This is a genomic window from Pseudomonas sp. Pseusp49 (genome assembly GCF_059491875.1).
Genome location: NZ_CP168514.1, coordinates 5,363,749 through 5,387,875, shown reverse-complemented (window position 1 = coordinate 5,387,875; position 24,127 = coordinate 5,363,749). Strand labels below are relative to the sequence as shown.

27 protein-coding genes and 1 pseudogene are annotated in these 24,127 nt (G+C 60.4%); 13 read left to right on the top strand and 15 right to left on the bottom strand.

Annotated elements, in window-relative coordinates; genetic code table 11:
• Window positions 1–93 precede the first annotated feature (93 nt).
• The 3 genes from ACEN83_RS23920 to ACEN83_RS23910 all read left to right on the top strand — a co-directional run bounded on the left by ACEN83_RS23920 (window position 94) and on the right by ACEN83_RS23910 (window position 1,896).
• Window positions 94–756, top strand: coding sequence for a LysE family translocator (locus ACEN83_RS23920; protein ID WP_458374007.1), 663 nt, complete (start codon window positions 94–96; stop codon window positions 754–756).
• A gap of 67 nt (window positions 757–823) precedes the next feature.
• Window positions 824–1,309 carry a GyrI-like domain-containing protein gene (locus ACEN83_RS23915; RefSeq protein ID WP_495578613.1) on the top strand — a complete coding sequence of 162 codons (486 nt, stop codon included), beginning with the start codon at window positions 824–826 and terminating at the stop codon, window positions 1,307–1,309.
• 98 nt (window positions 1,310–1,407) lie between these two features.
• Window positions 1,408–1,896 (top strand): GNAT family N-acetyltransferase, encoded by a 489-nt coding sequence (locus ACEN83_RS23910; protein WP_495578612.1) that lies wholly within the window; start codon window positions 1,408–1,410, stop codon window positions 1,894–1,896.
• A gap of 276 nt (window positions 1,897–2,172) precedes the next feature.
• Here the strand turns inward: ACEN83_RS23910 and ACEN83_RS23905 are convergent, their stop codons facing one another.
• Window positions 2,173–2,658 (bottom strand): GNAT family N-acetyltransferase, encoded by a 486-nt coding sequence (locus tag ACEN83_RS23905; protein WP_495578611.1) that lies wholly within the window; start codon window positions 2,656–2,658, stop codon window positions 2,173–2,175.
• A gap of 141 nt (window positions 2,659–2,799) precedes the next feature.
• On the opposite strand from ACEN83_RS23905, the gene ACEN83_RS23900 reads away from it, so the two are divergent.
• The 3 genes from ACEN83_RS23900 (at window position 2,800) to ACEN83_RS23890 (ending at window position 4,873) form a co-directional block, all read left to right on the top strand.
• Entirely contained in the window at window positions 2,800–3,225 is a 426-nt protein-coding gene (locus ACEN83_RS23900) for a YybH family protein (RefSeq protein WP_007997765.1), read from the top strand.
• A gap of 66 nt (window positions 3,226–3,291) precedes the next feature.
• The gene (locus ACEN83_RS23895; RefSeq protein WP_102675444.1) at window positions 3,292–3,636 is read left to right on the top strand and encodes a YciI family protein; all 345 of its coding nucleotides are present in this window, start codon (window positions 3,292–3,294) and stop codon (window positions 3,634–3,636) included.
• Window position 3,637: 1 nt separating this feature from the next.
• Window positions 3,638–4,873 carry an RNA polymerase sigma factor gene (locus ACEN83_RS23890; protein WP_495578610.1) on the top strand — a complete coding sequence of 412 codons (1,236 nt, stop codon included), beginning with the start codon at window positions 3,638–3,640 and terminating at the stop codon, window positions 4,871–4,873.
• Between the two features lie 120 nt (window positions 4,874–4,993).
• Here the strand turns inward: ACEN83_RS23890 and ACEN83_RS23885 are convergent, their stop codons facing one another.
• Window positions 4,994–5,848: a LysR family transcriptional regulator gene (locus ACEN83_RS23885; RefSeq protein WP_007974505.1), complete on the bottom strand. Its 855-nt coding sequence runs from the start codon at window positions 5,846–5,848 to the stop codon at window positions 4,994–4,996.
• 90 nt (window positions 5,849–5,938) lie between these two features.
• On the opposite strand from ACEN83_RS23885, the gene ACEN83_RS23880 reads away from it, so the two are divergent.
• The gene (locus ACEN83_RS23880; protein WP_218478159.1) at window positions 5,939–6,370 is read left to right on the top strand and encodes a multidrug/biocide efflux PACE transporter; all 432 of its coding nucleotides are present in this window, start codon (window positions 5,939–5,941) and stop codon (window positions 6,368–6,370) included.
• 153 nt (window positions 6,371–6,523) lie between these two features.
• Here the strand turns inward: ACEN83_RS23880 and ACEN83_RS23875 are convergent, their stop codons facing one another.
• On the bottom strand, window positions 6,524–7,282 hold the full coding sequence (locus ACEN83_RS23875) for an SDR family NAD(P)-dependent oxidoreductase (RefSeq protein WP_495578609.1): 759 nt from the start codon (window positions 7,280–7,282) through the stop codon (window positions 6,524–6,526).
• A 122-nt stretch (window positions 7,283–7,404) separates the two neighbouring features.
• On the opposite strand from ACEN83_RS23875, the gene ACEN83_RS23870 reads away from it, so the two are divergent.
• Window positions 7,405–8,301 (top strand): LysR family transcriptional regulator, encoded by an 897-nt coding sequence (locus ACEN83_RS23870; protein WP_495578608.1) that lies wholly within the window; start codon window positions 7,405–7,407, stop codon window positions 8,299–8,301.
• A 116-nt stretch (window positions 8,302–8,417) separates the two neighbouring features.
• Here ACEN83_RS23870 and ACEN83_RS23865 read toward each other — a convergent pair whose 3' ends face one another.
• The 3 genes and pseudogenes from ACEN83_RS23865 to ACEN83_RS23855 form a co-directional block, all read right to left on the bottom strand.
• A complete protein-coding gene (locus tag ACEN83_RS23865; RefSeq protein WP_495578607.1) occupies window positions 8,418–10,028 on the bottom strand; it encodes an inorganic phosphate transporter in 1,611 nt (536 codons plus the stop codon).
• A gap of 155 nt (window positions 10,029–10,183) precedes the next feature.
• Window positions 10,184–10,312 (bottom strand): annotated as a pseudogene (locus ACEN83_RS23860) (magnesium transporter CorA); the annotation flags it as partial.
• 47 nt (window positions 10,313–10,359) lie between these two features.
• On the bottom strand, window positions 10,360–11,382 hold the full coding sequence (locus ACEN83_RS23855) for a transporter (RefSeq protein WP_104449153.1): 1,023 nt from the start codon (window positions 11,380–11,382) through the stop codon (window positions 10,360–10,362).
• A 272-nt stretch (window positions 11,383–11,654) separates the two neighbouring features.
• On the opposite strand from ACEN83_RS23855, the gene ACEN83_RS23850 reads away from it, so the two are divergent.
• Window positions 11,655–13,280, top strand: a complete 1,626-nt coding sequence (locus ACEN83_RS23850) for a methyl-accepting chemotaxis protein (protein ID WP_495578606.1) — start codon at window positions 11,655–11,657, stop codon at window positions 13,278–13,280.
• A 52-nt stretch (window positions 13,281–13,332) separates the two neighbouring features.
• Here the strand turns inward: ACEN83_RS23850 and ACEN83_RS23845 are convergent, their stop codons facing one another.
• Both ACEN83_RS23845 and ACEN83_RS23840 read right to left on the bottom strand, forming a co-directional pair.
• A complete protein-coding gene (locus ACEN83_RS23845; RefSeq protein WP_007974512.1) occupies window positions 13,333–13,638 on the bottom strand; it encodes a PepSY domain-containing protein in 306 nt (101 codons plus the stop codon).
• Window positions 13,639–13,886: 248 nt separating this feature from the next.
• Window positions 13,887–15,014 carry a glycerophosphodiester phosphodiesterase gene (locus ACEN83_RS23840; protein WP_495578605.1) on the bottom strand — a complete coding sequence of 376 codons (1,128 nt, stop codon included), beginning with the start codon at window positions 15,012–15,014 and terminating at the stop codon, window positions 13,887–13,889.
• A gap of 211 nt (window positions 15,015–15,225) precedes the next feature.
• On the opposite strand from ACEN83_RS23840, the gene ACEN83_RS23835 reads away from it, so the two are divergent.
• Window positions 15,226–15,552 (top strand): DUF2025 family protein, encoded by a 327-nt coding sequence (locus ACEN83_RS23835; RefSeq protein WP_495578604.1) that lies wholly within the window; start codon window positions 15,226–15,228, stop codon window positions 15,550–15,552.
• A 252-nt stretch (window positions 15,553–15,804) separates the two neighbouring features.
• A complete protein-coding gene (locus ACEN83_RS23830; protein ID WP_495578386.1) occupies window positions 15,805–16,722 on the top strand; it encodes an IS110 family transposase in 918 nt (305 codons plus the stop codon).
• A gap of 97 nt (window positions 16,723–16,819) precedes the next feature.
• Here ACEN83_RS23830 and ACEN83_RS23825 read toward each other — a convergent pair whose 3' ends face one another.
• Both ACEN83_RS23825 and ACEN83_RS23820 read right to left on the bottom strand, forming a co-directional pair.
• Window positions 16,820–17,143, bottom strand: coding sequence for an antibiotic biosynthesis monooxygenase family protein (locus tag ACEN83_RS23825; RefSeq protein WP_495578603.1), 324 nt, complete (start codon window positions 17,141–17,143; stop codon window positions 16,820–16,822).
• A complete protein-coding gene (locus ACEN83_RS23820; protein ID WP_495578602.1) occupies window positions 17,143–17,847 on the bottom strand; it encodes a CTP synthase C-terminal region-related (seleno)protein in 705 nt (234 codons plus the stop codon). Before ACEN83_RS23820 ends, ACEN83_RS23825 begins: the two co-directional genes overlap by 1 nt.
• 15 nt (window positions 17,848–17,862) lie before the next feature.
• Between ACEN83_RS23820 and ACEN83_RS23815 the strand changes: the two genes are divergently transcribed.
• Window positions 17,863–18,804: a LysR family transcriptional regulator gene (locus ACEN83_RS23815; RefSeq protein ID WP_495578601.1), complete on the top strand. Its 942-nt coding sequence runs from the start codon at window positions 17,863–17,865 to the stop codon at window positions 18,802–18,804.
• A gap of 6 nt (window positions 18,805–18,810) precedes the next feature.
• Here the strand turns inward: ACEN83_RS23815 and ACEN83_RS23810 are convergent, their stop codons facing one another.
• From ACEN83_RS23810 to ACEN83_RS23800, 3 genes are all read right to left on the bottom strand, one after another.
• The gene (locus ACEN83_RS23810; RefSeq protein ID WP_495578600.1) at window positions 18,811–19,350 is read right to left on the bottom strand and encodes a DUF1003 domain-containing protein; all 540 of its coding nucleotides are present in this window, start codon (window positions 19,348–19,350) and stop codon (window positions 18,811–18,813) included.
• An 81-nt stretch (window positions 19,351–19,431) separates the two neighbouring features.
• Window positions 19,432–20,499: a diguanylate cyclase gene (locus tag ACEN83_RS23805; protein ID WP_495578599.1), complete on the bottom strand. Its 1,068-nt coding sequence runs from the start codon at window positions 20,497–20,499 to the stop codon at window positions 19,432–19,434.
• Window positions 20,500–20,655: 156 nt separating this feature from the next.
• Complete coding sequence (locus ACEN83_RS23800) at window positions 20,656–21,264, bottom strand: TetR/AcrR family transcriptional regulator (RefSeq protein ID WP_007972233.1); 609 nt, start codon at window positions 21,262–21,264, stop codon at window positions 20,656–20,658.
• A gap of 213 nt (window positions 21,265–21,477) precedes the next feature.
• Here ACEN83_RS23800 and ACEN83_RS23795 point away from each other — a divergent pair, with 213 nt between their 5' ends.
• Complete coding sequence (locus ACEN83_RS23795) at window positions 21,478–22,539, top strand: MBL fold metallo-hydrolase (protein ID WP_495578598.1); 1,062 nt, start codon at window positions 21,478–21,480, stop codon at window positions 22,537–22,539.
• 127 nt (window positions 22,540–22,666) lie between these two features.
• Here the strand turns inward: ACEN83_RS23795 and ACEN83_RS23790 are convergent, their stop codons facing one another.
• Window positions 22,667–22,984: a helix-turn-helix domain-containing protein gene (locus tag ACEN83_RS23790; protein ID WP_007978167.1), complete on the bottom strand. Its 318-nt coding sequence runs from the start codon at window positions 22,982–22,984 to the stop codon at window positions 22,667–22,669.
• 119 nt (window positions 22,985–23,103) lie between these two features.
• Window positions 23,104–24,069 carry a hypothetical protein gene (locus ACEN83_RS23785; RefSeq protein ID WP_495578597.1) on the bottom strand — a complete coding sequence of 322 codons (966 nt, stop codon included), beginning with the start codon at window positions 24,067–24,069 and terminating at the stop codon, window positions 23,104–23,106.
• Window positions 24,070–24,127 lie beyond the last annotated feature (58 nt).

Below are 24,127 nucleotides of genomic sequence, written 5' to 3'. Positions count from 1 at the left end.
GGTCACTGCGGTGACCTGTGGCGGAATGTAAGGGCAGCTGTGGCAGACTGTCCAGCCTCAAAGTAAACAAATTTTTCCGAAGGATAGGGTTCGATGGAATTTACCAGCGGCTTCTTGCTGAGCCTTTCGCTGTGCCTGGATATCGGCGTGGCCAACATCGCGATGATCACCCTGGCTATGCAGCGCGGCTATTTCCAGGGCTTTGCCCTGGGCCTCGGGACCTGTGTCGGCGATCTGATCTACGCGGTACTGGCGCTGGCCGGCATGACCGTGTTGCTGCAGTACGAAACCGTGCGCTGGGTGTTGTGGATCGGCGGTTCGGCGCTGCTGGTGTACTTCGCGGCGAAGATGATCTATTCGGCGATTCACCACGAAGCGGTGCTGGCGCAATCGGCCGAGGTGGGGCACAACTCTCATCGCAAGGAGTTCTTTCGCGGGATCTTCCTGGCCATGTCGTCGCCCAGTGCCATTCTCTGGTTCGCCGCCGTGGGTGGCACGCTGATCGCCCGTTCCGGTGGCGGTGGCGCCCTCAGCTCAGCGCTGTTTCTCGGCGGTTTTCTCTGCGCGGGGATTCTCTGGTGTGTCGGGCTGTGCTTTGCCGCGAGCCACGGCGGCAAGTTGCTCGGCGACAAGTTGCTGCGTTATTCCTATATGGCATCAGCGGCGATCTTCTGCTATTTCGCGGTCTACGTGATCCTATCGGGTTACAACGAGTTCGTCGGCGCCGGTGCGGCCGAGCAGTTGCACGCCCTGTAACTGGGCGAATCGGGTTTGGCTTCTATACTCCCAGCCGAACCCATTTTTATGCGTCAGGAGTCGAGTCATGGATGAGTCAGCACGCGTCGAACTGACGCAACCGCGTTTCGAACACGGGCACTTCCTGCTGATTGCAGGGCTGGGCGGACCATTCACCCAGCAAACCACCCAGGGCATTCCCGAACTCTGGGAGAAATTCATCCCGCATCTGGGCCTTATCCCGGGCCAGAAAGGCGAAGTCACCTACGGCGTCTGCTGCAATTTCGACGGCAAGGGCGGCTTCGATTACATCGCCGGGGTCGAGATCAGCAAGCTCGACGATTTGCCGGAAACCTACCGGTGGGTGGAAGTTCAGCCGCAGCTGTACGCGGTGTTCGAGCACAAGGGGCCGCTGGACACCCTGCCGCAAACCTTCCAGTACATCCATGGCACGTGGCTGCCGCAGTCCGGCCACGAGCTATTGGCGGCGCCGGAGTTCGAGCGTTACAGCGAAGACTTCAACCCCAAGCTCAACACCGGCAAGCTGGAACTCTGGCTGCCGATCAAGGCATGACACCTGCAGCGAGAGGCGGATCAGCCGATTCGTCTCTCGATGTCCCACGGCGGCTGATTTATCATCCCCAGCCTTTCCCATGCTGATCCCGAGCCGCCATGAACACCGTCATCCGCAACGTCACCCCCGCCGATCTGGACCGCTGCTTTGCCATCGAAACCCTTGCCTATGAAGGCGACGAAGCCGCGACCCGCGAGAAGATCGCCACCCGCATTGCCACCTGGCCCGAGGGGTTTATCGTCGCCGAGGTTGACGGGGTCGTCGCCGGTTTCATCAACTCCGGTGCGGCGTTTCAGGTGGAAATGTCGGACGAGGCATTCAAGGAACTGATTGGCCATGACCCGGCCGCGCCGCACGTGGTGATCATGTCGGTGGTGGTGCATCCGGACTATCAAGGGCAGGGCCTGGCCAAGCTTTTGATGGGCGAATTCATCGAGCGTATGCGTGCGATGGGCAAGGTCAGCATCAACCTGATGTGCAAGGAGCGGCATATTCCGTTGTATGCCGGTTTTGGCTTTGCCTACGTCAAACCATCGGCGTCGGACCATGGCGGCATGGCTTGGCATGAGATGATTCTGAAGCTGTAGCACATTCCCTGTAGGAGCTGCCGAAGGCTGCGATCTTTTTTTAAGATCAAAAGATCGCAGCCTTCGGCAGCTCCTACAGGGGGGTGTGGTGATTCAAAAAAACAGGCCCATCCGCCGCTCGTAGCCGATCCGGCCCTTGTACGCCTGCCGCTGTCGACAATGCCGAACTCGACTTGTAGGAGCTGCCGAAGGCTGCGATCTTTTGACTTTGCTTTTCCAACAATCAAGATCAAAAGATCGCAGCCTCCGGCAGCTCCTACAGGGGGTTGTGGTGATTCAAAAAAACAGGCCCATCCGCCGCTCGTAGCCGATCCGGCCCTTGTACGCCTCGCCGCTGTCGACAAAGCCGAACCTGGCGTACAGGGCGATAGCAGTTTCGTTGTCGGCATCCACCGACAGCTCCAGCCCCCGGATTTCCGGCCAGGCCAGGCGCGCCGCTTCGGGCAGCGCTTGCAGGCAGGCCTTGCCGTAGCCTTTGCCCTGGGCGCGCTGATCGACTTGCAGGGCATGCAGGGTGGCGCTGTGTTCATTGGCCCACGCAGGCAATACGGGTGGGCGTTTGAGCAGGAGGAAGGCCACGGGAATGTCTTCGGCCAGCAGGGCAAATCCTTTGACCCCCGGGCCGGGCCTGGACAACAAGGTGTGCAATGCACCGTGGATATCACCGGAGAACTTTATCTGCTCCGGATGTACTTCAATGGCCTCGATCTGCTGGCGCTGCTGCGCATTCAGGCTTTCGTAAGGCACGAGTCGGGCTGTCACGGGAGTGTCCTTTTTCCAACATGAATAGAACCTCGGATTCTAGCGATTCTGGCCGTTTGGATTATTTTTATTTCTTCTGTCGATTCGCCGGATCGCCAGACGACTAAGGGTGTCTTCCAATAAAAACCACGGAGAACCACCATGAACTCGCAAACCCAGATCCAGAACCTCATCGAGAACTATCGTCAGGCGGTCATGACCAAGGACATTGAAAAAGTCATGGCCCTGTATGCCGATGACATCGTTTCCTTCGACGCGGTCAAGGCCCTGCAATTCAAAGGCAAGCCGGCGTATCGCGCGCATTGGCAGGCCTGCATGGAAATGTGCCCCGGCCCGCACATCTTCGAATTCCACGAAATCACCATCGAACCGTCCCAGGAGATCGCTTTCGCTCACTGGCTGGCCCATTGCGGTGGCACCAACGACAAGGGCGAAACCCAGGCCTGCTGGATGCGTGTCTCGCAGTGCTATCGACAGGAAGCCGGACTGTGGCAGATCGTCCACGAACATTGGTCGGCGCCGTTCGACATGACCAGCGGCGCGACGCTGTTCGACCTCAAGCCCTGATCGTCGGGAAGCCGAGCCGGAATGCCAATCAGCGACCATAGTTGCTCGTTCGATAAGGAGAGCGTGATGAAGTACTTATGCCTGGTCTACAGCGATGAGCACCTGCTGCATTCGCTGCCGGAAAGCCCGAAGGACGAAGAGTGCATGGCCTATGCCGAGTCGATCCAGGGCAGTGGCCGGATGGTCGCCGCCGAGGCGCTGGAGTCGGTGCAGACTGCTACCACCGTGCGCATGCGCAACGGCAAGCTGTCGATCACCGATGGCCCATTCGCTGAAACCAAGGAGCAGTTGGCCGGTTTTTACCTGATTGATGCCAAGGACCTCAACGAAGCCCTCCAGGTCGCCGGGAATATTCCGGCGGCCCGGGTCGGCAGTGTCGAAGTGCGCCCCGTTCGGCAGTTGAATCCTTAAGATGCCAGGGCTGCCGGTTCAGGCGCAGGTCGAGCGGGTCTATCGCGAAGAGTCGCGGCGTATTCTTGCGACCCTGATTCGTTTGCTCGGTGATTTCGACCTCGCCGAGGAGGCCTTGCACGAGGCGTTTTTCATCGCGGTCGAACGCTGGCAGCGTGACGGCGTACCGGACAATCCGCGGGCCTGGCTGGTGTCCGCCGGGCGCTTCAAGGCCATCGATGCCTTGCGCCGGCGCGCCCGTTTTGCCGCGTCGCAGCCCTTGCTGATCGCACAGCTGGAGGCGTTGGAACAGGCAGACTGGAGTGATGAAGACGTGGAAGACGATCGCCTGCGGCTGATCTTCACTTGCTGCCACCCGGCCCTGGCGGCAGATGCGCAAGTGCCGCTTACGCTGCGGGAAGTCTGCGACCTGACCACGGAAGAAATCGCCCGGGCCTTTCTCTCGGCCCCGGCCACCATCGCCCAGCGCATCGTGCGCGCCAAGGCGAAGATCCGCGACGCGAAAATCCCTTATCAAGTGCCGACGCTGGCTGAGTTGCCCGAGCGCCTGGACAGCGTATTACGGGTGATCTATCTGGTGTTCAACGAGGGCTACTCGGCGTCCATCGGTGCCGAACTGATTCGTGAGGAATTGACCCGCGAGGCGATCCGTCTCGGCCGGTTACTGGTGGAGCTGTTGCCGGAGCCGGAGGTCATGGGCTTGCTGGCGTTGATGCTGCTGCACGAGTCGCGGCGCCCGGCCAGGACTTCGGCGAGCGGCGAGTTGATTGTGCTGGACGAGCAGGACCGTTCACTGTGGGACGCCGGGTTGATTGCTGAAGGCTGCGCGCTGATCGAGCACGCGCTGGGCATGGGGCGATTCGGGCCCTATTGCCTGCAAGCGGCCATCGCGGCAGTGCATGCCGAAGCCTCGACGGCGGGGGAAACCGATTGGCCGCAGATTGTCGGCCTGTATGACGTGCTGCTGCGGGCGGTGCCGTCGCCGGTGATCGAGTTGAATCGTGCGGCGGCGATTTCGCAACGCGATGGACCACAGGCGGGGCTGACGCTAGTCGACGCCATTCTGGCGCGGGGCGAGTTGCTGGATTACCACCTGGCGCATTCGGCGCGGGCGGAGTTTTGTCGGCAACTGGGTCGCAAGCAAGAGGCGCGGGCGGCGTGGGAACGGGCACTGGCGTTGACCCGGCAAGAGCCGGAGCGGCGGTTTATTGAAGACAGGCTCAAGGCGCTGGATTGATGTGATATTGGCTGGCCTCTTCGCGAGCAAGCCCGCTCCCACAGGGGCAGTGGTGCACACAAATTTTGTGACCGACACAATAACCTGTGGGAGCGGGCTTGCTCGCGAATGGCCACACCGCTATTCCAGCATCTTGCCCAGCAACCAGCTCCCCGCCGGCCCCGGCGGATTCAGCCGCGACCACAACGCATCCACCGACACCGTTTTCGGCCAGCCGCGCACCACCAGTTCCTGCAGGGTGCCGGGCCCGAAGCGCTCCACCAGCCAGCGGGGCAACGGCGCCCAGCCGAATCCGCCCTGGGCCATTTCCAGCAGCATCAGATAACTCGGCGCCGACCAGACGCGACCCTTCGCCCGACTTTCATAGGGATTGATGATGGTCGCCAGGCGCAGTTCACGGTGTAGCTGCAATACGTCCTGATCGACGTCGTCCAGCCTTGCCAGCGGGTGGGTAGGGGACACGAACAGGGCGATTTCCGTGCGCTCGTCCACCGTCGAACTGACCAGGTCCGGCGGGTAGCTGTCCTGCATTTCGGCGAAGGCAATCTGCGCCCGGCCGCTTTGCACCAGCGACACCAGGTCATCGCATTCGGCGATCAGGCATTCGAGTTCAAGGTCCGGGTAACGCTGCTCGAAGGCACTGAGCGACGCCTCGAAACGGTCCGATTGATAGGTGTCGGACAGCGCCACTGTCAGCTTCGCTTCCACCCCTTGGGACAGTTGGCGGGCGGTCATTTCCAGACGACTGCTGGCGGCCAGGATGTCTTCGGCCCGTTGCAGCATGACGCGTCCGGCCGGGGTCAGCCCGGGCTTTCGGCTGCTGCGGTCGAACAGCGTCAGGTTGAGGTCGATTTCCAGGCTGGCCACCGCCGCGCTGATGGTCGACTGACTGCGGCCCAGCTTGCGCGCGGCGGCGGAAAACGAGCCTTGGGTCGCCGCTTCGACAAACGCCAGCAACACTTCGTGAGAGGCCATGAACTATCGCCTTGATCGATGGTTATTGGTTATGAAGTATCGGTGTGATGACAGATCATGGCAACCACAGTCACTCAAGGGAGTACGGCCATGAGCGCCAACAAATCCATTACTGAACGTATTTTCCAGGCCATCGGTTTCGAACTGCTGGCCATCCTGATCTGTACTCCGCTGCTGGCCTGGATCATGAAGAAACCAATGCTGGAAATGGGCATGGTCACCGTCCTTATCGCCGCCCTGGCCCTGGCCTGGAACGTGGTCTTCAACGGTATGTTCGACCGGGTGCTCAAGCGCCTCGCCATCGCCCACAACGCCTGGGTCCGCGTGGTGCATGCGCTGTTGTTCGAAGGCGGTCTGGTCGCGCTTGGCGTGCCGCTGATTGCCTGGTGGCTGAATGTCAGCCTGTGGCAGGCGTTCCTGCTGGATATCGGCGTGTTGCTGTTCTTCCTGCCGTACACCTACGTGTACCACTGGGTGTATGACGTGGTTCGGGAGCGGGTGGTGCTGCGCCAGGTTTGCTGACAAACGCTTTTGTGGCGAGGGGGCTTGCCCCCGTTGGAGCGCGAAGCGGTCCCAAGCTTTGCGACTGCTTCGCAGTCGAACGGGGCGGTGCGGCGATCCGACAAGCCCCCTCGCCACAGGTGTAGTGTCCCGCCAGTTGTTCAGCATTAAGCGTTACAAAAACATCCCCCCCGACGCCTCGATGCGCTGCCCATTGATCCACTGGCTGCCCGGCGCCAGCAGCAGCGCAATCGCGGCGCCGATATCATCCGGCAAACCGGCGCGACCCAGGGCGGTGTTGTTCGCCACCAGGGTGTTCAAACCGGGGTTGTCGCGCACGGCGCCACCGCCGAAATCGGTTTCGATCGCGCCGGGTGCGAGGATATTCACCGCGATGTTGCGCGCACCGAGTTCCTTGGCCTGGTAGCGGGTCAATACTTCCATCGCGCCTTTCATCGCCGCATAGGCGCTGTGGCCCGGCAGGCTGAAACGGGTCAGGCCACTGGAAATGTTGATGATGCGCCCGCCGTCATTGAGCAATGGCAACAAGCTCTGCGTGAGGAAAAACGGCCCCTTGAGTTGGATGTTCACCAACAGGTCGAACTGCTCGATGGTGGTGTCGACGAAGTTGGCGTGCAGGCCGATCCCGGCGTTGTTGATCAGAAAATCGAAACCCTCGCGCTCGAAGTGGCTGTGCAGGACCTTCGTGACTTCGCTGGCGAAGGCGCTGAAGCTTTCACTCCGGGCAACGTCCAGTTGCAGCATGACGGCGCGACCGCCCAGGCTTTCAATCTCGGCCACCAGTGCCTGCGCCTCATCGGCGCGGCTGTTGTAGGTGCCGATGATGTCGATGCCCTGGGCAATCAGATGCAGAGCGGCGTTTTTGCCGAGGCCGCGGCTGGCGCCGGTGATCAGTGCGATTTTACGGTTCATGGGACTTCCTCAGGTGCAGTGGGCGGTTGATGTGAGGAAGTTTATTTATCCGGTAAGTGGTGATAAACAGAGTGAAACCGGAATCACTGGTCGGATAAACCGAACAATAAAAGAGCGGGCTGATGAACAAACTGGAACTGTTGCGCACCTTTGTCCGGGTCAGCGAGATGTCGAGTTTTACCCTCGCCGGAGAAAGTCTGGGACTGCCCAGATCAACGGTGTCCGAGCATGTGCAGGCACTGGAGGCATTGCTCGGCACCCGGCTGTTGCAACGCACCACGCGCAAGGTCCAGGCGACCCAGGATGGTCTGGTGTTGTATGAGCGCAGCAAGGACTTGCTGTCACACATGGACGAAATCGAGGGCTTGTTTCGCCAGGACGAGGCGTCGCTGGTGGGGCGCATTCGCATCGATCTGCCGAACATTCTCGCCCGTCGCGTGGTCATGCCGCGCCTGCCGGCGTTCATGGCGCAGCACCCGCTGCTTGAACTGGAAATCAGCAGCACCGACCGCCGGGTCGATCTACTCGCCGAAGGATTCGATTGCGTGCTGCGCATCGGCGCCCAGCCGGACCAATCGGTGGTGGCGCGACACCTGTGTGACTTCACCATGGTCAATTGCGCCAGCCCTGCGTATCTGCGGCGCTATGGCGTGCCCGAGCGGCTGGAGGATCTGGCGCGGCATCGGTTGGTGCACTACGTCGGCGTTTTGGGTGCGCGTTCGGAAGGCTTTGTGTACGTCGACAAGGGGCAGGTGCAGCGACTGCCGATGGCCGGCAGTGTCACGGTCAACAGCACCGATGCCTATGAGGCCGCCTGCCTGGGTGGTTTCGGGCTGATTCAGGCGCCGAGAATGGGCATGCAGCAATACCTGCAAAGCGGTGAACTGGTCGAGGTGTTGTCGCCGTTCAGTGCGCCGTCCATGGAGGCGTCGCTGCTCTATGCCCGGCAGCGGCATTTGCCGTTGCGGGTGAGGGTGTTCATGGATTGGCTGGGGGACGTGATCCGCTCGGAAACCTGAGACAAGGCTTTTTGTGGGAGCGGGCTTGCTCGCGAAAGCGGTCTGACATTCAGTATCGATGTCGACTGACACGCCGCCTTCGCGAGCAAGCCCGCTCCCACAGGGTATTGCGGTGTTCAGAACAGTTGGGTGAACAACCAGTACAGGCTGCCCGACAGCAGGATCGCCGCCGGCAAGGTCAGCACCCAGGCCATCAGCAGGTTGCGGATGGTCTTCATCTGCAGGCCGCCGCCGTTGGCGACCATGGTCCCGGCCACACCCGAGGACAGTACATGGGTGGTCGACACCGGCAGGCCGAACATGTCGGCGGCGCCGATGGTCAGCATCGCCACGGTTTCCGCCGAGGCGCCCTGGGCGTAGGTCAGGTGGGTCTTGCCGATTTTCTCGCCGACGGTCACCACGATGCGCTTCCAGCCGACCATGGTGCCCAGGCCCAGGGCGATGGCCACGGCAATCTTCACCCACAACGGAATGAAGCGCGTGGAGTTGTCGATCTGTTGCTTGAACAGTTGCAGCTTGCCGCTGGTGTCGGCGTCGAAATTGCCGACCTTGTTCTTGTCCATCAGGCGAATGGTTTCGCTGGTCAGGTACATGTCGTTACGCACGTTGCCCACGGCCTCGGCCGGGACTTTCGACAGCGAGCCATAACCCTTGACCTGGGCGCCGATACTGCCGGTCAGCGCAGCGAGCGCCGGCACCAGTTGCGGGGTCGCTTCCTTGCTGCGCACGTATTCGGACAGCACAGGGCGCGGGTCGGCTGGCGCTGGCAGCGGGGCAGCCTTGACCAGGGCTTGCTGGGTGACTTCGGCGACCGCCGCGAACTGCAAGGCCTGATCGGCCGGCATGGTGCGGTTCAATGCGTAAGCCATGGGCAGTGTGCCCACCAGAATCAGCATGATCAGGCCCATGCCTTTCTGGCCGTCGTTCGAGCCGTGGGCAAAGGACACGCCGGTGCAGGTGACGATCAACAGGCCGCGAATCCACCATGGCGGCGGGGTCTCGCCCTTGGGCTCCTTGTACAGTGCACGATTCTTGACGAACGCGCGCAGGGCCAGCAACAGCAGCGCGGCACAGCCGAAGCCGACCAGGGGCGAGAGCAGCAGCGCATAACCGATCTTGGTCGCTTGCGCCCAGTCCACGCCGCTGGTGCCGTCGCGGCCGTGCATCAGGGCGTTGGCCACGCCGACACCGATGATCGAGCCGATCAGGGTGTGCGAGGACGACGCCGGCAGCCCCAGCCACCAGGTGCCGAGGTTCCACAGGATCGCGGCGATCAGCAGGGCGAAGATCATCGCGAAACCGGCGGACGAGCCGACTTGCAGGATCAGCTCCACGGGCAGCAGGGCGATAATGCCGAACGCCACCGCGCCGCTGGACAGCAACACCCCGAGGAAGTTGAAAAATCCGGACCAGACCACCGCCACGTTCGGCGGCAGCGAATGGGTGTAGATCACCGTGGCCACCGCGTTGGCGGTGTCATGGAAGCCGTTGACGAACTCAAAGCCCAGGGCGATCAAGAGCGCCACGCCGAGCAGCAGGAACGGCGTCCAGGTGGTCACCACCGTGCCGAGTTCGTTCATGTCGTGCATCAGGCTGTAGGCGGTAAACAGCAAGCCGATGGCCAGCACGGCAAAAAACACCACAAGGGTGATCAGGCCGGGCTTTCTGTCGAGTTGCGGTCTGGCGCTACTGGCCGGTGCCGGGGCGGTGAAGGAGGGCGTAGCCATCACGGACATTCCTGAGGAGGGAGGTGTACCGGTGATAATCGTTGCTAATTGTTACAGTGAGACTGCTCAGGATCAAAAGATCGCAGCCTGCGGCAGCTCCTACAAAGGATCACCGTTGACCTGTAGGAGCTGCCGAAGGCTGCGATCTTTTGATCTTAATAATCCTGCTGCTTACGAAACGCCCAGCGCCCGGCAATCAGGGTAAAGGTCGCGACCAGCGCCACCAGGATCCAGAAACCTTCCGGGTCACCGGCCAGTGAAATGCCGCCGACGTTCATGCCGAAAACGGTGATCCTTTGTAGGAGCTGCCGCAGGCTGCGATCTTTTGATCTTAATAATCCTGCTGCTTACGAAACGCCCAGCGCCCGGCAATCACGGTAAAGGTTGCGACCAGCGCCACCAGGATCCAGAAACCTTCCGGGTCACCGGCCAGCGGAATGCCGCCAACGTTCATGCCGAAAAAACCGGCAATGATGTTGATCGGCAGCGCCAGCACCGTCACCACTGTCAGGGTGAACAGCGTGCGGTTGGTCTGTTCGTTGATGTTGGCGGCGATCTCTTCCTGCAACAGCTTGATCCGCTCACCCAGCGCCGTGAGGTCGTTGATGATCAGCGCAAACTCCTCGGTGGATTTGCGCAGCTCCTTCACGTCTTCCTTTTGCAGCCATTGCGGCGGCCGGTTGAGCAGGCGCAGCAACGAGCCAGGCTCCAGTGCCAGCAGCCGTTGCAAGCGCACCAGCACCCGGCGATTGGCGCCCAGCTCGGCGCGGTTGGTCGACAGGCGCGAAGAGAGCAATTCATCTTCGATCTGATCCACGCTCTGGCTGGTCTTGCGCACGATCTGGGTCAGCACTTCACCCTGGTCGCGCAGCAGATGCACCAGCAGCTCCAGCGGGGAGCGAAAGCATTCCCGGGCCTTCACCGACGAGCGCAACTTGTCCACCGAGTGCAGCGGCTGCAGGCGGGCGCTGATGATCAACCGGCTGCGGGCGCACACCCACAAGGTCGAGACATCCGACGAGACCAGGTTGCTGAGGTTGAACACCACGTCGTTGACCACTGCCAGCAACGCCGAGTCGACATGCTCGATGCGCGTCGAGCGCGATCCTTCGTGCAGCGCCTCGAAAAATTCTTCGGGCAATTCCAGGTGGCTTTTCATCCAGCGCTCGCACGCGGCATGGGCGAGGTTCAGGTGCAGCCAGAGAAACTGTTCGTCGCTTTCCGGTTGTTGCAGGTACTGCAAGGCTTCGGCGGAGTTGATTTCCCGACCGGCCTCACCGGGGCGAAAACTGAAACCGTAGAGCAGGCCGAACAGATCCGTGTCGCGATGGCTTTGATCGATGCTGTGGTTCATGAGGACTCGCAAGGGGAGGCGCCTGTCGCGTGTTTTACAGGTTCACTTGAGCGGCATCATCGCAAGCCGGGATGACGTTTTTGTGACAGGAAAATAACGCAAACGAATGCCCTACCGGCGGTCGGAATGTTCTCAAGAACCGCTCTGGCACGCCGATCACGCTTGGGTTAAGTTGCGCGCCGCAGGCGTCGGCCGAGACCGCAGACAGGGATGTCCGGACACCTTCCACGCCTTTTTTGGGCGTGCCTCATTCCTGTCATGAGTACCCTTCGATGCTTTTGCAAAAGTCCTTGAGAGCACAAATTCTCGCCCTGCTGAGTGGCAGCCTGCTGGCGATGCTGTTGATCGCCCTGGCGTGCTTTCACTTCCTGTCCAGTGGCGTGCAGAGCTACGCCAATCTGATCGAGGGCCCGCTGCATACTTCGCAATTGATCGATGAAGCCAACCTGCAATTCAAGGTGCAGGTGCAAGAGTGGAAAAACGTCTTGTTGCGCGGCAAGCAACCGGCGGACTTGAACAAGTACTGGGGGCAATTCGAAGACCGTCAGCGCGATGTGCAAAACATCCTCGGCGAGCTGGCCGCGCAGAAGGGCATCGAGCCGTCATTCAAGAACCGCATCGAGCGCTTGCGTGACGAACATCGTCAGTTGGGCGCGGCGTATCAGAAGGGGCGGGACGCGTTCGTGGCCGCCGGTGGTGATCCGACGGCGGGCGATACCACGGTCAAAGGCGTAGACCGCGCGACCAGCGATCAGATGAGCGAACTGGTCAGCGAGTTGCGCAAGCAAGGCGCCGAGCAGTCGACGCTGATCAGCACCGCCGCCGATCGCACGGTGCTGCTGGGGCTGGTCGTGATGCTGGTTTCGGGGTTGTTGATCGGCCTGCTGAGCCTTTGGCTGGTCAACCGCCACCTGGTCGAGCCGATCCGCAAACTGATCGACTACGTGGCGCAACTCAGCCAGGGTCGTCTTGCCGAGCGCGTGGCCAGCACCCGTCAGGACGAGTTGGGCAAACTGGCGATCGCCGCCAACACCCTGCGCGATTTCCTCGCCGAAACCTTCAGCCGTTTGCAACGCAGCGCGTCGGACCTGGACAGCGCCAGCGGTGAGTTGAACTCGATTGCCACCGTGATGGCCGGCGGTACCAACGAGCAGTTCAACCGCACCGATCAGGTGGCCACGGCGATGAACGAAATGTCCGCCACGGCACAGGAAGTGGCACGTCATGCCGCCGAAGCGGCGCGGGCCGCCGACGATGCCGACCAGTCCGCCCAGCAGGGCGAAAAAGTCATGCAGGGCACCATCCACACCATCACCCGCATGCGTGGCGAAATCGCCAACACCGCCACGGTCATCCGCCAACTGGAAACCGACAGCGGGCGCATCGGCAAGGTCCTGGAAGTGATTCGCGGTATCGCCGAACAGACCAACCTGCTGGCGCTCAACGCGGCCATCGAAGCGGCCCGCGCCGGTGAGGCCGGGCGCGGTTTCGCCGTGGTGGCCGATGAAGTCCGCAGCCTGGCCCAGCGCACGGCGGCGTCGATCATCGAGATCAACCAGATCATTCAAACCGTGCAGACCGGTGCAATCGAAGCGGCCCAGGCGATTGAAAGCGGTCAGTCACGCAGCGAAGAAAGCGTGCAGCAAGTGACCGAGGCCGGCGCCATGCTCGAACGCATCACCCTGGCCGTGGAAGCCATCCGTGACATGAACCGTCAGATCGCCACCGCAGCCGAAGAGCAGACCTCGGTGGCCGAAGACATCTCGCGCAACCTCACCGAGATCACCAGCATCGCCAGCACCAACCTGGACAACGTGCAGCGCACTGAAGCGGCGAGCAACAACCTGCACGGTTTGTCGGGGCAGTTGAACGAGGTGACGGCGCGCTTGAGCGCTTAAACGCAAAAAGCCGCACGTTCGTCAGAGCGTGCGGCTTTTGTGGGTGTTGTGATTACTTGTCTTGCTTGTTTTTCAGGACCTTGCCGTTAGAGGCATCGATGTCCACATCCCACTCGACGTTCTTGGCGTCGCGCAACTCGATCTCATACTCGTAACCGTTGAAATGGTTATCCAGTTCGGTTTTGGTGATCGTTGCGCCTGGGTGCAGATCCAGAGCGATCTTGTTCAGATCCTCCAAGGGCTTGATCTTGCCGTCCTTGACCAGCTGCGGGATCTCATCCACGCGCACGTCGGCCTGGGCCAGACCGGCAGTGAGGGTCAGGGTTGCAGCGGTAAACAAAGCAGTCAGAGTCTTCATGGGCTTCTTTCCTTGGGTGATCTGTTCAAGTGAGATCAGGTTAGCTTTTGTAACTTAAGCCACCCTTAAAACCCTCTACATGTCCTGCATCAATTCCTGCTGGACTGTGCCCGAACATACAAACACAAATACATAACCTGTGGGAGCGGGCTTGCTCGCGAATGCGGAGTGTCAGTCAACGTGGATGTTGAAGCTGATGGCCCTTTCGCGAGCAAGCCCGCTCCCACAGGGTTTTGCGCGACTCTGGATCAGTAGCCGTTGTTCTGTAGCAACTGCGCGACACTTGCCGCCGCCGGACGTTTATAGAACTTCAACAACTCACTGGCGCGGTTGGTGAAGATTCCGTCGACGCCGGCGTCCATGACTTTCTGGTAGTCCACCGCATCGTCGATGGTGTAGACGTGCACCAGCAGGCCCTGATCGTGGGTGTACTGGTTCATCCAGGGTTGCACCAGGTCCGAGTAACTCTGGTCGCCACCCTGGGTCAGTGCGGCGGACGGGCCGGTGCCGATGGCGCCCTGGGCCTTGGCGTAGTCGACCCAACGCTGGAATTCGGCTTTGTCCTTCGGTTGTTGTGCGGCGTAGTAAGCGGCCTTGTCCTTGGCGCCGGACTCGGCAAAGGTCACCTTGGACTTGGGCTCGATACTGCCTTCACCGACCCACAACAGCAGGATCTTCGGCACCTTCGGCATTTCCTTTTGCAGCAGTTCGAGACTGCTCTTCTCGAAGGTCTGCAGGACCACCTTGCCGTTGCCCTGGCCAACCGCCAGCGCGCTGTTCGCCGGTTTCGGTTCGCTCGGGTTCAGCCAGCCACGGGCCTGGAGTTTTTCCTTGAGGTCGCGTTCGATGCCGGGAAACTGCTTGGGCTCCTTGGTCTCGATGTACAGCCCGGGCTTGTGCGAGGTGTTGCCCTCGGCGATGTCGATGATTTCATCCAGGGTCAGAATCTTCAGGCCGGCGAAAGCAGGACGCGCGCGATCCGGGTAGGCGGCATTGAACCAGCTGCCCGCATCCAGGGTTTTCAGTTCGGCCATGGTGAAGGCATTGGCCGGGCTGTCCTTGCGCTCGGGGAATTTGCTGGCGACGTCGGTCGTGCGTTGCAGGTTGTTGTCGTGCAGGGCGAACAGTACGCCGTCCTTGCTGCGCTGCAGATCCAGTTCCAGGTAGTCGGCGCCCAGGTCGCGGGCCGTCTTGTAGGCCGCGGCGGTGGATTCCGGCGCATCGAAAGACGCGCCACGGTGGGCGATCACAGCCGGGTGCGGAATGCCCAAACGGGCAGCCAGTTCCGTGGGACCGGGTTCGCTGGCGGCCTGTGCCTGGCCGAGGCCTAGCAGCAGGCTCAACAACAGGGCGCTTTTGGTAAAGGTTGCGGGCATGGTCGAGATCCTTTCGCAATGAGTGAGCGGTCCCTTTTAACAACTCATCTTGGCGGGCGCTATCGCGAGACCGACATAAATCTGCCTGAAGCTGATTTTCGTCAGCGTTTTTGTGCGCCCGTTTGCAGTACGCTGGCGCCCTGCAATTTCCCCGGCAGAGGGAAACGCAGGCCCTGCGTGTAAACCAACGATCACCATTGCGGGGTTTACCATGCGCATCACTTCCCAGCTCATCTGCCAGGCGGCCGACCAACTCAAAGGCTTCGTCGGCCTCAACCGCAAGACCGGCCACTACCTCGTTCGCTTCAGCGAAGACTCATTCGGCATGGACGTGGCGGACGACGGCATCATCCCGACCAGCGAGTTCGTCTGGGGTGCGGGGCCCGGGCAGGCCATGACGCTCAAGCGTGAGTTGATCCAGTTGTTGCTGGACCAGAACATCGATGACCGGATCAACATCACCGAGCCGTTGCGGGTGTATATGAATCGGCGGGAAGTGCCGGAGATATCGGCGGTTCGCAGTCGGGTTCTGGGCTGAGTTTTTGTGGTGACTGTTCGGGCCTCTTCGCGGGCAAGCCCGCTTGTGTCTAGATCCAGGAATAGACTTCGAGGTGAGAGGGGTGGATGGCAAGCTGTGAGTCCGCGGTGCTAAAAGCACGTGTGGGAGCCAAGCTGCCATCCACCTTTCCACTCTGGCCCATAAGCCCGAACAGTTGGACGAGCGCCACTCGAATCACAAGCGTGGGCAAAGCCAGAGCACTCTCACTCCTGAGTGTAAGAGGGTTTTGCCATGATTTCCTGGGTCGGCATCGATATCTCCAAATCAAACCTGGTTGTATGGGTTCAACCTCAGGGTGAAGGTTTTGACCTTCCCAATACGTCAGAAGGCTTTGTTGAGCTGATTGAGCGCCTGAGCCGGTACGAGGTTGGCCGGGTTCTGCTGGAGGCCACCGGTGGTTACGAGAGCAAGGTCATGGCGGCACTGCAGGGCGCCGACTTCAACGTGCTCAGAATCAATCCCCGCCGGGCCAGAGCCTTCGCCGTGGCGATGGGCAAGAATGCCAAGACCGACCCCATCGACGCGGCCGTGCTGGCGGACTTCGCTGAAGTGCTGCATGCATCCCGCGACAAGATCATTTCGCCGGAACGTGAAGCGCTGCGCGAGCTGATCCAGTTGCGCGAGCAGTTTGTTCAGCAACGAGACGACAACAAGCGCCGGCTTCAGCAAGTCCAGCTACCCGTTGTTATCGAGGCGATCAAAGGTCTTGTTCACTACCTGCAAGTGCAGATCAAGCAGCTCGATAAAACCATCCATCAGAGCATGCATGAACTGGATGCCGAAAAAGCCGAGCGACTCATTTCCGTTAAAGGTATCGGTACGGTGGCCACAGCCAGCTTGCTGGTTTACCTGCCTGAATTGGGAGAGCTTGATCGTCGTGAAGTGGCGGCCTTGGCGGGAATTGCGCCGTACAACGACGACAGCGGCAATCACAGCGGAAAACGTCAAATCTATGGAGGCAGAGCCCGTGTCAGACGTGCGCTTTACATGTCTTGCTGGGTCGTGATCCGTCATCAGCCAGACTTCAAGGCACGTTATGACGCTCTTCGGGAGCGAGGCAAGAGCGCGAAAGTCGCGCTCATCGCCTGCATGCGGGTCTTACTGATTAGGCTGAATGCCATGTTGCGGGACGGCACCGAATGGCGGTGACGAGTGGCAGGGGGAAGACAGTTGCTCCCACAGAACATCTAGGCCCTCTGTGGGAGCGGGCTTGCGCGCGAAGACGGCCTCAAAAACACCGCATCCTTTACAGACTGAAACCATAGGTCCGCTCAACCCGACACACCCTTGTTTGACACCGCGCATACCAGGTCGAACGCCCACGCTCGCGAATCGCCGTATGCTCCGGATGCTGCTTCCACGCCAGAATCGCCGCCTCACTGGCCCAATACGACACGGTTATTCCCAACCCATCTTCACCCCGAGCCGATTCCACTCCGAGAAACCCCGGCTGTTCACGGGCCAGTTCCAGCATCCGTGCGGCCGCTTCGGCGTAACCCTGATCACCTTCGGTGCGAACCGAGGTGAAGATCACCGCGTAGTAAGGCGCCGTTGGTGTATCGGCGATCATCACGAGCGCCCCGCACAGGCTTCGATAAAGGCGCCAACCAGCGGCGGCAAGACACCCGCGAGTGCCGCCCGCTCGGGCTGAAACAAGGTCGCGACAAAGAACGGATGGCCGCTGAGTTCGACCGCGCGCAGTCCCTGTTGCGAATCGTGGCCGACGGCGTGCAGCTCGCGCTTGAGCAACTCCCCTTCGAACTGCGGATTCACCCCATAGCGACAGCGATAGCCTTCACGAATCTCGGCGCTTTCGTACGCCTGTGCGATCAACGAGCCTTCAGCCAGATGAATGGAATCGACGGCCTCGACCAGCGCACACGACAGTGGCGTCAGCAGCGCCCGTGCTGCATCGGGCGCCGTCTCGCCGTGTTCGGCATCCGACCAGCCCAGCACATTGCGCGCATATTCCAGCACCGCGTGTTGAAAACCGCCGCAGGTGCCGAGGAACGGTCGCCGTTGTTCGCGGGCAAAACGGATCGCCAGCAAAGCACCGTCCATGTTGCGATACGGACTGGCCGGTACGCACCAGAAACCATCGAAGGGGTGCAGCGGTGTCCCGGCGTGGATTTCATAGGTGGCCAGCCATTGCCATTGCACGTTCAGGCCGCTGTGTTCAGCGGCCATTTCAAGGGCTACGGGAATGGCCTGGTGGGCAGTGACTTGCGGGTCGTAGTCGCCGATCAGGGCGATGCGAATCGGAGGGTTTTCCATGAGGGGCCTCTGCACTTGTTGATTCCTGAGGCCCACTATAGATTGGCGCTCACGCACTCAATATTGGCGTTTTCCCAAGTGATCAATGCAGCCACGCACTATCGACTGGACTACCCGGACCTGGCCCTGATCCTCGCATTAGTGCGCGGCGGCTCTCTGGCCCGGGCCGCGCAGCTGTTGAAGGTGGACGTCTCGACGGTGTTTCGAGCGGTGCGCCGGCTGGAGGCTGCGCTGGGTCAGCAATTGTTCGAAAAAAGCCGCGCCGGTTACCTGCCCACCACCCTGGCGCAGTCACTGGCCGAGCAGGCCGAGCGCGCTGAACAGGCGCTGGAGGCGGCGCGCATCGGTGTGGAGCAGGGCGGTGAAGTGATCAGCGGCATCGTGCGCCTGACCTGTACCGATTCGGTCCTGCAAGGTTTGCTGTTGCCGGCGCTGGCGCAGTTCATGCCGAACTATCCGGCGCTGACGCTCGAACTCAGCACCTCCAATGACTTTGCCAACCTCAGCCGCCGGGATGCCGATATCGCCTTGCGCCTGACCCGCACGCCACCGGAGCATCTGGTAGGACGGCGACTGGCGGATATTGCCTACCGCGTCTGCGCCAGCGAGCGATACCTGCAATCGGTCAACACCATAGAGCTGGCCTCATTGACCTGGATCGCCCCGGATGACTTCCTGCCGGATCACCCGACCGTGATCTGGCGTCGCCAGACCTTGCCGGGCGTAACGCCGGGTTACCGTTGCAACAGCATGCTGTCGGTTACCGAGCTGGTCAGGGCGGGGCTGGGTGTCGCAGCGTTGCCGGACTTCTTGATCGGCGAGGGATTGCGTCCATTGGGCGAGCCCTTGCACGGATACGACACCGCGCTGTGGCTGCTGACCCGTCCCGACTGCCGAGCCTTGCGCTCGGTGGTCACCTTGTTCGATGAGCTGGGGCGGGCGCTGAAACTGCCGTGAAACCGTTCAGGCCTGTGGCTCATCCTTGCGCACGAAGTGTTGATGCATTTCCGAAGTCAGGTTTTCGATGCGCTCGGTGAGGGCCTTGGTCATCTCCGTGAGGCGGGTGTTCTGCTCGAGCAGTTCCAGCAGTTGCGCGGTGTTTTTCGCGGCTTCTGCCTGCCGCTCACTGTTGGCGGTCGCCAGCGCTTCACGGTGCTGTGCATCGGCATCGGATTGGGCTTTGTCGCGTGCGGCCTGACGCGTCTGGGCCAACAGAATCAGTGGCGCGGCATAGGCCGATTGCAGGCTGAACGCCAGGTTGAGCAGGATGAACGGGTACACATCGAAGTGGGTGACTCCGGACACGTTGAGGCACACCCAGACCACCACGATCAGCGTTTGGGCGCCGAGAAAGGTCGGGGTACCGAAGAACCGCGCAAAGGCTTCGGCGCGCAGGGCAAACTTGTCATTGCCAAAGGTCGGCGCCAGATGGGCGTGATGGCGATGGAAACGCAGGTGATCGACGGGGGCTGCGGTGGGGTTGTCTGTTGGCGTGGTGTTCATGGTGCTCTCTGCTGGGCGCTGGGACTGAGGCTCACTATAGCCCCAGCGTCATTCGAGCAGCGTAATCGCCAAGCGATCACATCATGTGTTCGACGTTTCCAGGCCGGTGTTGCTCGTGTTGACGCTGACCTTGTTGCGTCCGGTATTTTTCGCGGTGTACAGGGCTTTGTCCGCGTCATCGAGCCAGGCCGTTGCATCGGTGAACGACGGTTGGTAGGCCGCCAGACCGATGCTCAGGCTGACCCGCAGTTCGGGCACTTCCCCATGCCGATAGTCTTGCAGCACGCGGCGTAAACGCTCCATCACGTCCACGGCCTGATCCAGCGGCATGTCGGGCAGAATCACGCAAAACTCATCACCGCCATAGCGGCCGGCCAGGTCGCATTCGCGCAGGTTGCACTTGAGCTCGACGCTCAACTGGCGCAGCACGGAGTCACCGATGAGATGACCGTAGGTGTCATTGATGGCCTTGAAATGGTCGATGTCGATCAGTGCAATGACGGCCTGCTCATGACGCTGGCTGCACTCGCGAAACTTCAGTTGCAGCAAGTCCTTCCAGGCACCGTGGTTGAGCAACCCGGTCAAACTGTCGGTGCGGCTCAGGGCGCTCAAGGTGCGTTTATGTTCTGAAAGCTTGATCGCCAATTGGTAGCAGACCATGCCCAACGCCAACGGGTAGAGCGTCAGCATCGGCAAGCACGCCCACACCTGCAATTGCGTGGTCGACAGGGTGTATGCCGCACCGAACAGCGACCAGGCAATCAGCACGCCCGCCGCTTGGCTCAGGCTGCCCAACAGGAACATCCGATGGCCGCCGGCGGCGACATTGTTCATCGCCATCATCGCCAGAATGGTCACGGTGCAAAGCGGATTGAACTGGAACGTCGCGACCCAAAAACCACCGCATAGCGAATCGTAAAGCAGATTCTGGCGTTCGGCTTTGTAGGGAAAGGCCGAGCGGCTCGACAGTTGATAAGCGAGATGCGGCCAGACAAAACCATTGAGTGCCAACAAAACCCAGACCCAGACCGGCAAGTGCAACGGATACAGAGCGGCGGCCACACTCAAACTGCCGATGCCCAAGCCAATGGTTCGAGGCATGTAGATGCGTTTGGCAAATGACAAACCCTTGCCGTGTTGTCTATCCATAATTTCCTGCACCAGATTCATTCTGAAACACTTTACTGCATGGGGGCGGAATTACCGCTCATCGGTAAAAGCGGTGCACATTGTCATTTATTCCAGCCGGATTAATCAGTGTCCTTCGAAGCCATTTAATGTCGGCAAGTGCTGTAGATGGCTGGACTAGAGCTGGTAATAGCCCAGGAACATGGCCAGAGCGGAATCCGCCACCGTGTTTTGCTCCTCGGCTGACAAGCTGGGTTGGCCCATGGAAATCTGCGGCCAGAATGCAAAAGACTTGAGCAGGCCATGGATCTGTTGAGCGGCGAATTCAGGCGCCACGGCTTTCAATCGGCCATCGGCCTGTGCGGCCCGAATCCACACCGTCAGCCCTTCTTCGCGTTCGCCCATTCGCGCCACCATATCCTGCGCCCGCTCCGGGGAATGAATGGTCGCTGCTATCGCCACCCGAGCCAGATCGAGAAAATTGTCATCACCCAACATTTGCAGCTTGGCCATCAGCAACACGCGCAATTGGTCGTGCAACGGCAGGTCGGGACGGTAGGCCGTTTCCTGTTCTGCCGTCACCCGGATCCATAACTGATTGAGGATCTCGGCGAACAACTCTTCCTTGCTGGGAAAGTGGTTGTACACCGTGCGCTTCGACACGCCGGCAGTGGCCGCAATCCTGTCCATGCTGGTGATCTCGAAACCGTTGTCACGGAACTCGATGATCGCGGCTTGAATGATCGCTTGGCGTTTTCGGTCGGTGAGGCGCTGTGGAGCTGTCATAAGTACGCTTCGGCAGGAAGAAAAGGGAAACTACACTCAGCAGTTTACTTGTCATCGACTTTGATGCAACCTAGAAACTACACTGTGCAGTGTAATGTTTTGTTAATCCTGTCCGGTAAAAATAGAAAGTCCGGCTGATGCGTGCGTGCCTTGGCCATTTATCGTCCCAAAGAGGTAAATCGCGTCAAACGCGGTTTCTGGAGTCACTCAGTCATGGCCAATTCAAACTCCCCGGCGGACAACGCCTCCACACCTGAAGCGTCCCGACAGGCTCAAGGCCAGTATCAGAACTTCACGCCGGTTCAACGTTTAAGCTTTGGCAAAACCATCGGCATCCTGTGGAACGCGCTGTTCCACAAACCGCAAAACACCCGCCCGAGCGCCCCCGTCCCGGTGCAAGCCCTGACGCAAGCCGCGCTGATCGCCGCGCCCAACCACAGCGTCTATCGCCTGGGCCACTCCACGGTGCTGCTCAAGTTGCGCGACAAATTCTGGATCACCGACCCGGTCTTCGCCGAGCGCGCCTCGCCCGTGCAATGGGCCGGTCCCAAGCGTTTCCACCAGCCACCGATCAGCCTGGAAGCATTGCCGCCGATTGAAGCGGTAATCCTGTCCCACGACCACTACGATCACCTGGATCATGCGGCTGTGTTGAAACTCGCGGACAAGACCAAACACTTCCTCGCCCCGCTGGGCGTAGGCGACACCCTGATCAAGTGGGGCATCGACCCCAGCAAAGTCCGCCAACTGGACTGGTGGCAAGGCACGGAAGTCGATGGCATCCAGTTCATCGCCACCCCATCGCAACACTTCTCCGGCCGTGGTCTGTTCGACAGCAACAGCACCCTCTGGGCCTCGTGGGTGATGATCGACGCTGACACGCGCATTTTCTTCAGCGGCGACAGCGGCTACTTCGACGGCTTCAAACGCATCGGCGAACAGTTCGGCCCATTCGACCTGACCCTGATGGAAACCGGTGCCTACAACGTCGACTGGCCGCACGTGCACATGCAACCCGAACAAACCCTGCAAGCCCATATCGACCTCAAAGGCCGTTGGCTTCTGCCGATCCACAACGGCACCTTCGACCTGTCGATGCACGCCTGGTACGAACCCTTCGACCGCATCCTGGCCCTGGCCTGGGAGCGCAACGTATCGATCACCACACCGCAGATGGGAGAGGCGTTCAATTTGATGCATCCGCAGCGTGGTGGTGCGTGGTGGCTGGCGGTGGAAGGGGAGAGTGAGCGGGTGGTGGTGCAGAACGCCCTGTAGGAGCGAGCCTGCTCGCGAAAAACCTGAGAGCACCGCGGGGTGTCAGGCTCCCCGCATCATCGTTGACCTCCATCGCGAGCAGGCTCGCTCCTACAGGGGGGCATTTATGGTCAATCGGGGAGTTGGCTCACTCCACCATCGCAAAGTCCGCCCGCCCAACCGGATTCGGCGTCGACCCTTTCACATTCATCCCTCGACCCGGCGCAAACCCGGGGAAGAACACCAACCCTTCCGATTCGAACCGATAGGCCAGCGCCAGGCGCGTGACATCCAGCACCTCCTGGCGTGCCTCGAAGCGTTGAATGGCCTCCACCGAGACCCGGGACTCGCGCGACAGCTCTTCCACACTCCAGCCCAGCATCGCTCGGGCCTGGGCGCAGTGGGCCGGGGTGAATTGGAAGAGGGCGATACGTTCCAGGGTGATTTTCATCGCTTGAGAGGCCATGGTGTTCTCCGGGCTCGAGAGTGTTGGTCAAAATATACTGTGTTTTTGTACAGTTGTTTTGGGCCCGGATCAAACGCAATTTTTGATTATTCTTTTCAGGCAGACGAACGGCACTGCATCTATTTGTCCGCCAACCCTGGCGCTTCCCGCACGATAAAGTGATCCAGATTCTCGATGTTGGCGCTGAACACCCCGAACGTCTGCTCGGGGTTCTTCTTGCTCGGCACCTGCTTCAGCTCAGGCGTCACGCCATAAAAGAAGCAATACAATTCCCGCCCGCTCTCGATGGCGTGCTTGATTTCCTCGAGGAACGCCTTGCGCTTGCGGTAGCTTTCGATGAGCTTTTTACTCAGGTAGACATTGACCGAGTAAGGCCTCTTTTCGAACCAGACCTTCTTCTCGAAATCGATGCGAAAACTCTGGGTGTAGTCCTTGATCTCCTTGACCTTGCCCCAGTAAATCAGCCCCTTGTTGTCCTGCAGGTATTCGATCTTCTTGAAAAACGAGCCATAAGGCGCGGTGTGCTCGCCAATCTTCAGCGGCACGCGCTTGAGCAAATCCTTGTCGTCGAAGTTCGACACGAAACACTCCACCGGGTGGGCGAAGACGCTGGTCTTGTCCGGGGCCGATTCCCTGCCCGGTTGCTCGGCGTTATGGGGCACCGAAGGCGTTGGCGACTCGTCCCGCCCCCCGTCCGTCACAACCTTCGGGCTGGACGGCTTGCGCACATATTCACGCCGAGTCAGTAACAATTCCGACGGGAAATTTTCCTCGCGGCTGTCATCCGTTTCCGCCTCATCCACACCCGACGCCGGCGTCTTCAGGCTGACATAAGGGCAACCCTCGACATGCCGCGTACTCGGCAAGTTCTTGAAGTGCGGCGTGCGCACGTAATTCACATTCTTCGCGTTGAACGTGCCCAGCTCATTGGCCGCATCGAACGCCAGGCGACAGGCATCGTTGGGGCACTGGAAGTGTTCCCGGGCGGAGTCGAAATCCATCGTCTCGTCGAAATTCAGATCCCGAACGTCGTAGATCGACAACTTGTCGTTGAGGCTGAGGCAGTAGGCGAGGTCGAATTTCATGTCGGCTTCCAAATCCTTTAGGTGAACAGCTTCCAGTGATGGCGCATTCGAAGCAATA

Bases quoted from the DNA above. Each gene is read 5' to 3' on its own strand.
- ACEN83_RS23865 (WP_495578607.1), bottom strand. From the start codon at position 10,028: ATGGCTACGCCCTCCTTCACCGCCCCGGCACCGGCCAGTAGCGCCAGA.
- ACEN83_RS23825 (WP_495578603.1), bottom strand. From the start codon at position 17,143: ATGATCGCCGATACACCAACGGCGCCTTACTACGCGGTGATCTTCACC.
- ACEN83_RS23790 (WP_007978167.1), bottom strand. From the start codon at position 22,984: ATGGCCTCTCAAGCGATGAAAATCACCCTGGAACGTATCGCCCTCTTC.
- ACEN83_RS23795 (WP_495578598.1), top strand. From the start codon at position 21,478: ATGGCCAATTCAAACTCCCCGGCGGACAACGCCTCCACACCTGAAGCG.
- ACEN83_RS23840 (WP_495578605.1), bottom strand. From the start codon at position 15,014: ATGCCCGCAACCTTTACCAAAAGCGCCCTGTTGTTGAGCCTGCTGCTA.
- ACEN83_RS23810 (WP_495578600.1), bottom strand. From the start codon at position 19,350: ATGAACACCACGCCAACAGACAACCCCACCGCAGCCCCCGTCGATCAC.
- ACEN83_RS23895 (WP_102675444.1), top strand. From the start codon at position 3,292: ATGAAGTACTTATGCCTGGTCTACAGCGATGAGCACCTGCTGCATTCG.
- ACEN83_RS23845 (WP_007974512.1), bottom strand. From the start codon at position 13,638: ATGAAGACTCTGACTGCTTTGTTTACCGCTGCAACCCTGACCCTCACT.
- ACEN83_RS23875 (WP_495578609.1), bottom strand. From the start codon at position 7,282: ATGAACCGTAAAATCGCACTGATCACCGGCGCCAGCCGCGGCCTCGGC.
- ACEN83_RS23850 (WP_495578606.1), top strand. From the start codon at position 11,655: ATGCTTTTGCAAAAGTCCTTGAGAGCACAAATTCTCGCCCTGCTGAGT.
- ACEN83_RS23835 (WP_495578604.1), top strand. From the start codon at position 15,226: ATGCGCATCACTTCCCAGCTCATCTGCCAGGCGGCCGACCAACTCAAA.
- ACEN83_RS23800 (WP_007972233.1), bottom strand. From the start codon at position 21,264: ATGACAGCTCCACAGCGCCTCACCGACCGAAAACGCCAAGCGATCATT.
- ACEN83_RS23830 (WP_495578386.1), top strand. From the start codon at position 15,805: ATGATTTCCTGGGTCGGCATCGATATCTCCAAATCAAACCTGGTTGTA.
- ACEN83_RS23915 (WP_495578613.1), top strand. From the start codon at position 824: ATGGATGAGTCAGCACGCGTCGAACTGACGCAACCGCGTTTCGAACAC.
- ACEN83_RS23885 (WP_007974505.1), bottom strand. From the start codon at position 5,848: ATGGCCTCTCACGAAGTGTTGCTGGCGTTTGTCGAAGCGGCGACCCAA.
- ACEN83_RS23855 (WP_104449153.1), bottom strand. From the start codon at position 11,382: ATGAACCACAGCATCGATCAAAGCCATCGCGACACGGATCTGTTCGGC.
- ACEN83_RS23870 (WP_495578608.1), top strand. From the start codon at position 7,405: ATGAACAAACTGGAACTGTTGCGCACCTTTGTCCGGGTCAGCGAGATG.
- ACEN83_RS23910 (WP_495578612.1), top strand. From the start codon at position 1,408: ATGAACACCGTCATCCGCAACGTCACCCCCGCCGATCTGGACCGCTGC.
- ACEN83_RS23785 (WP_495578597.1), bottom strand. From the start codon at position 24,069: ATGAAATTCGACCTCGCCTACTGCCTCAGCCTCAACGACAAGTTGTCG.
- ACEN83_RS23805 (WP_495578599.1), bottom strand. From the start codon at position 20,499: ATGGATAGACAACACGGCAAGGGTTTGTCATTTGCCAAACGCATCTAC.
- ACEN83_RS23880 (WP_218478159.1), top strand. From the start codon at position 5,939: ATGAGCGCCAACAAATCCATTACTGAACGTATTTTCCAGGCCATCGGT.
- ACEN83_RS23820 (WP_495578602.1), bottom strand. From the start codon at position 17,847: ATGGAAAACCCTCCGATTCGCATCGCCCTGATCGGCGACTACGACCCG.
- ACEN83_RS23920 (WP_458374007.1), top strand. From the start codon at position 94: ATGGAATTTACCAGCGGCTTCTTGCTGAGCCTTTCGCTGTGCCTGGAT.
- ACEN83_RS23900 (WP_007997765.1), top strand. From the start codon at position 2,800: ATGAACTCGCAAACCCAGATCCAGAACCTCATCGAGAACTATCGTCAG.
- ACEN83_RS23890 (WP_495578610.1), top strand. From the start codon at position 3,638: ATGCCAGGGCTGCCGGTTCAGGCGCAGGTCGAGCGGGTCTATCGCGAA.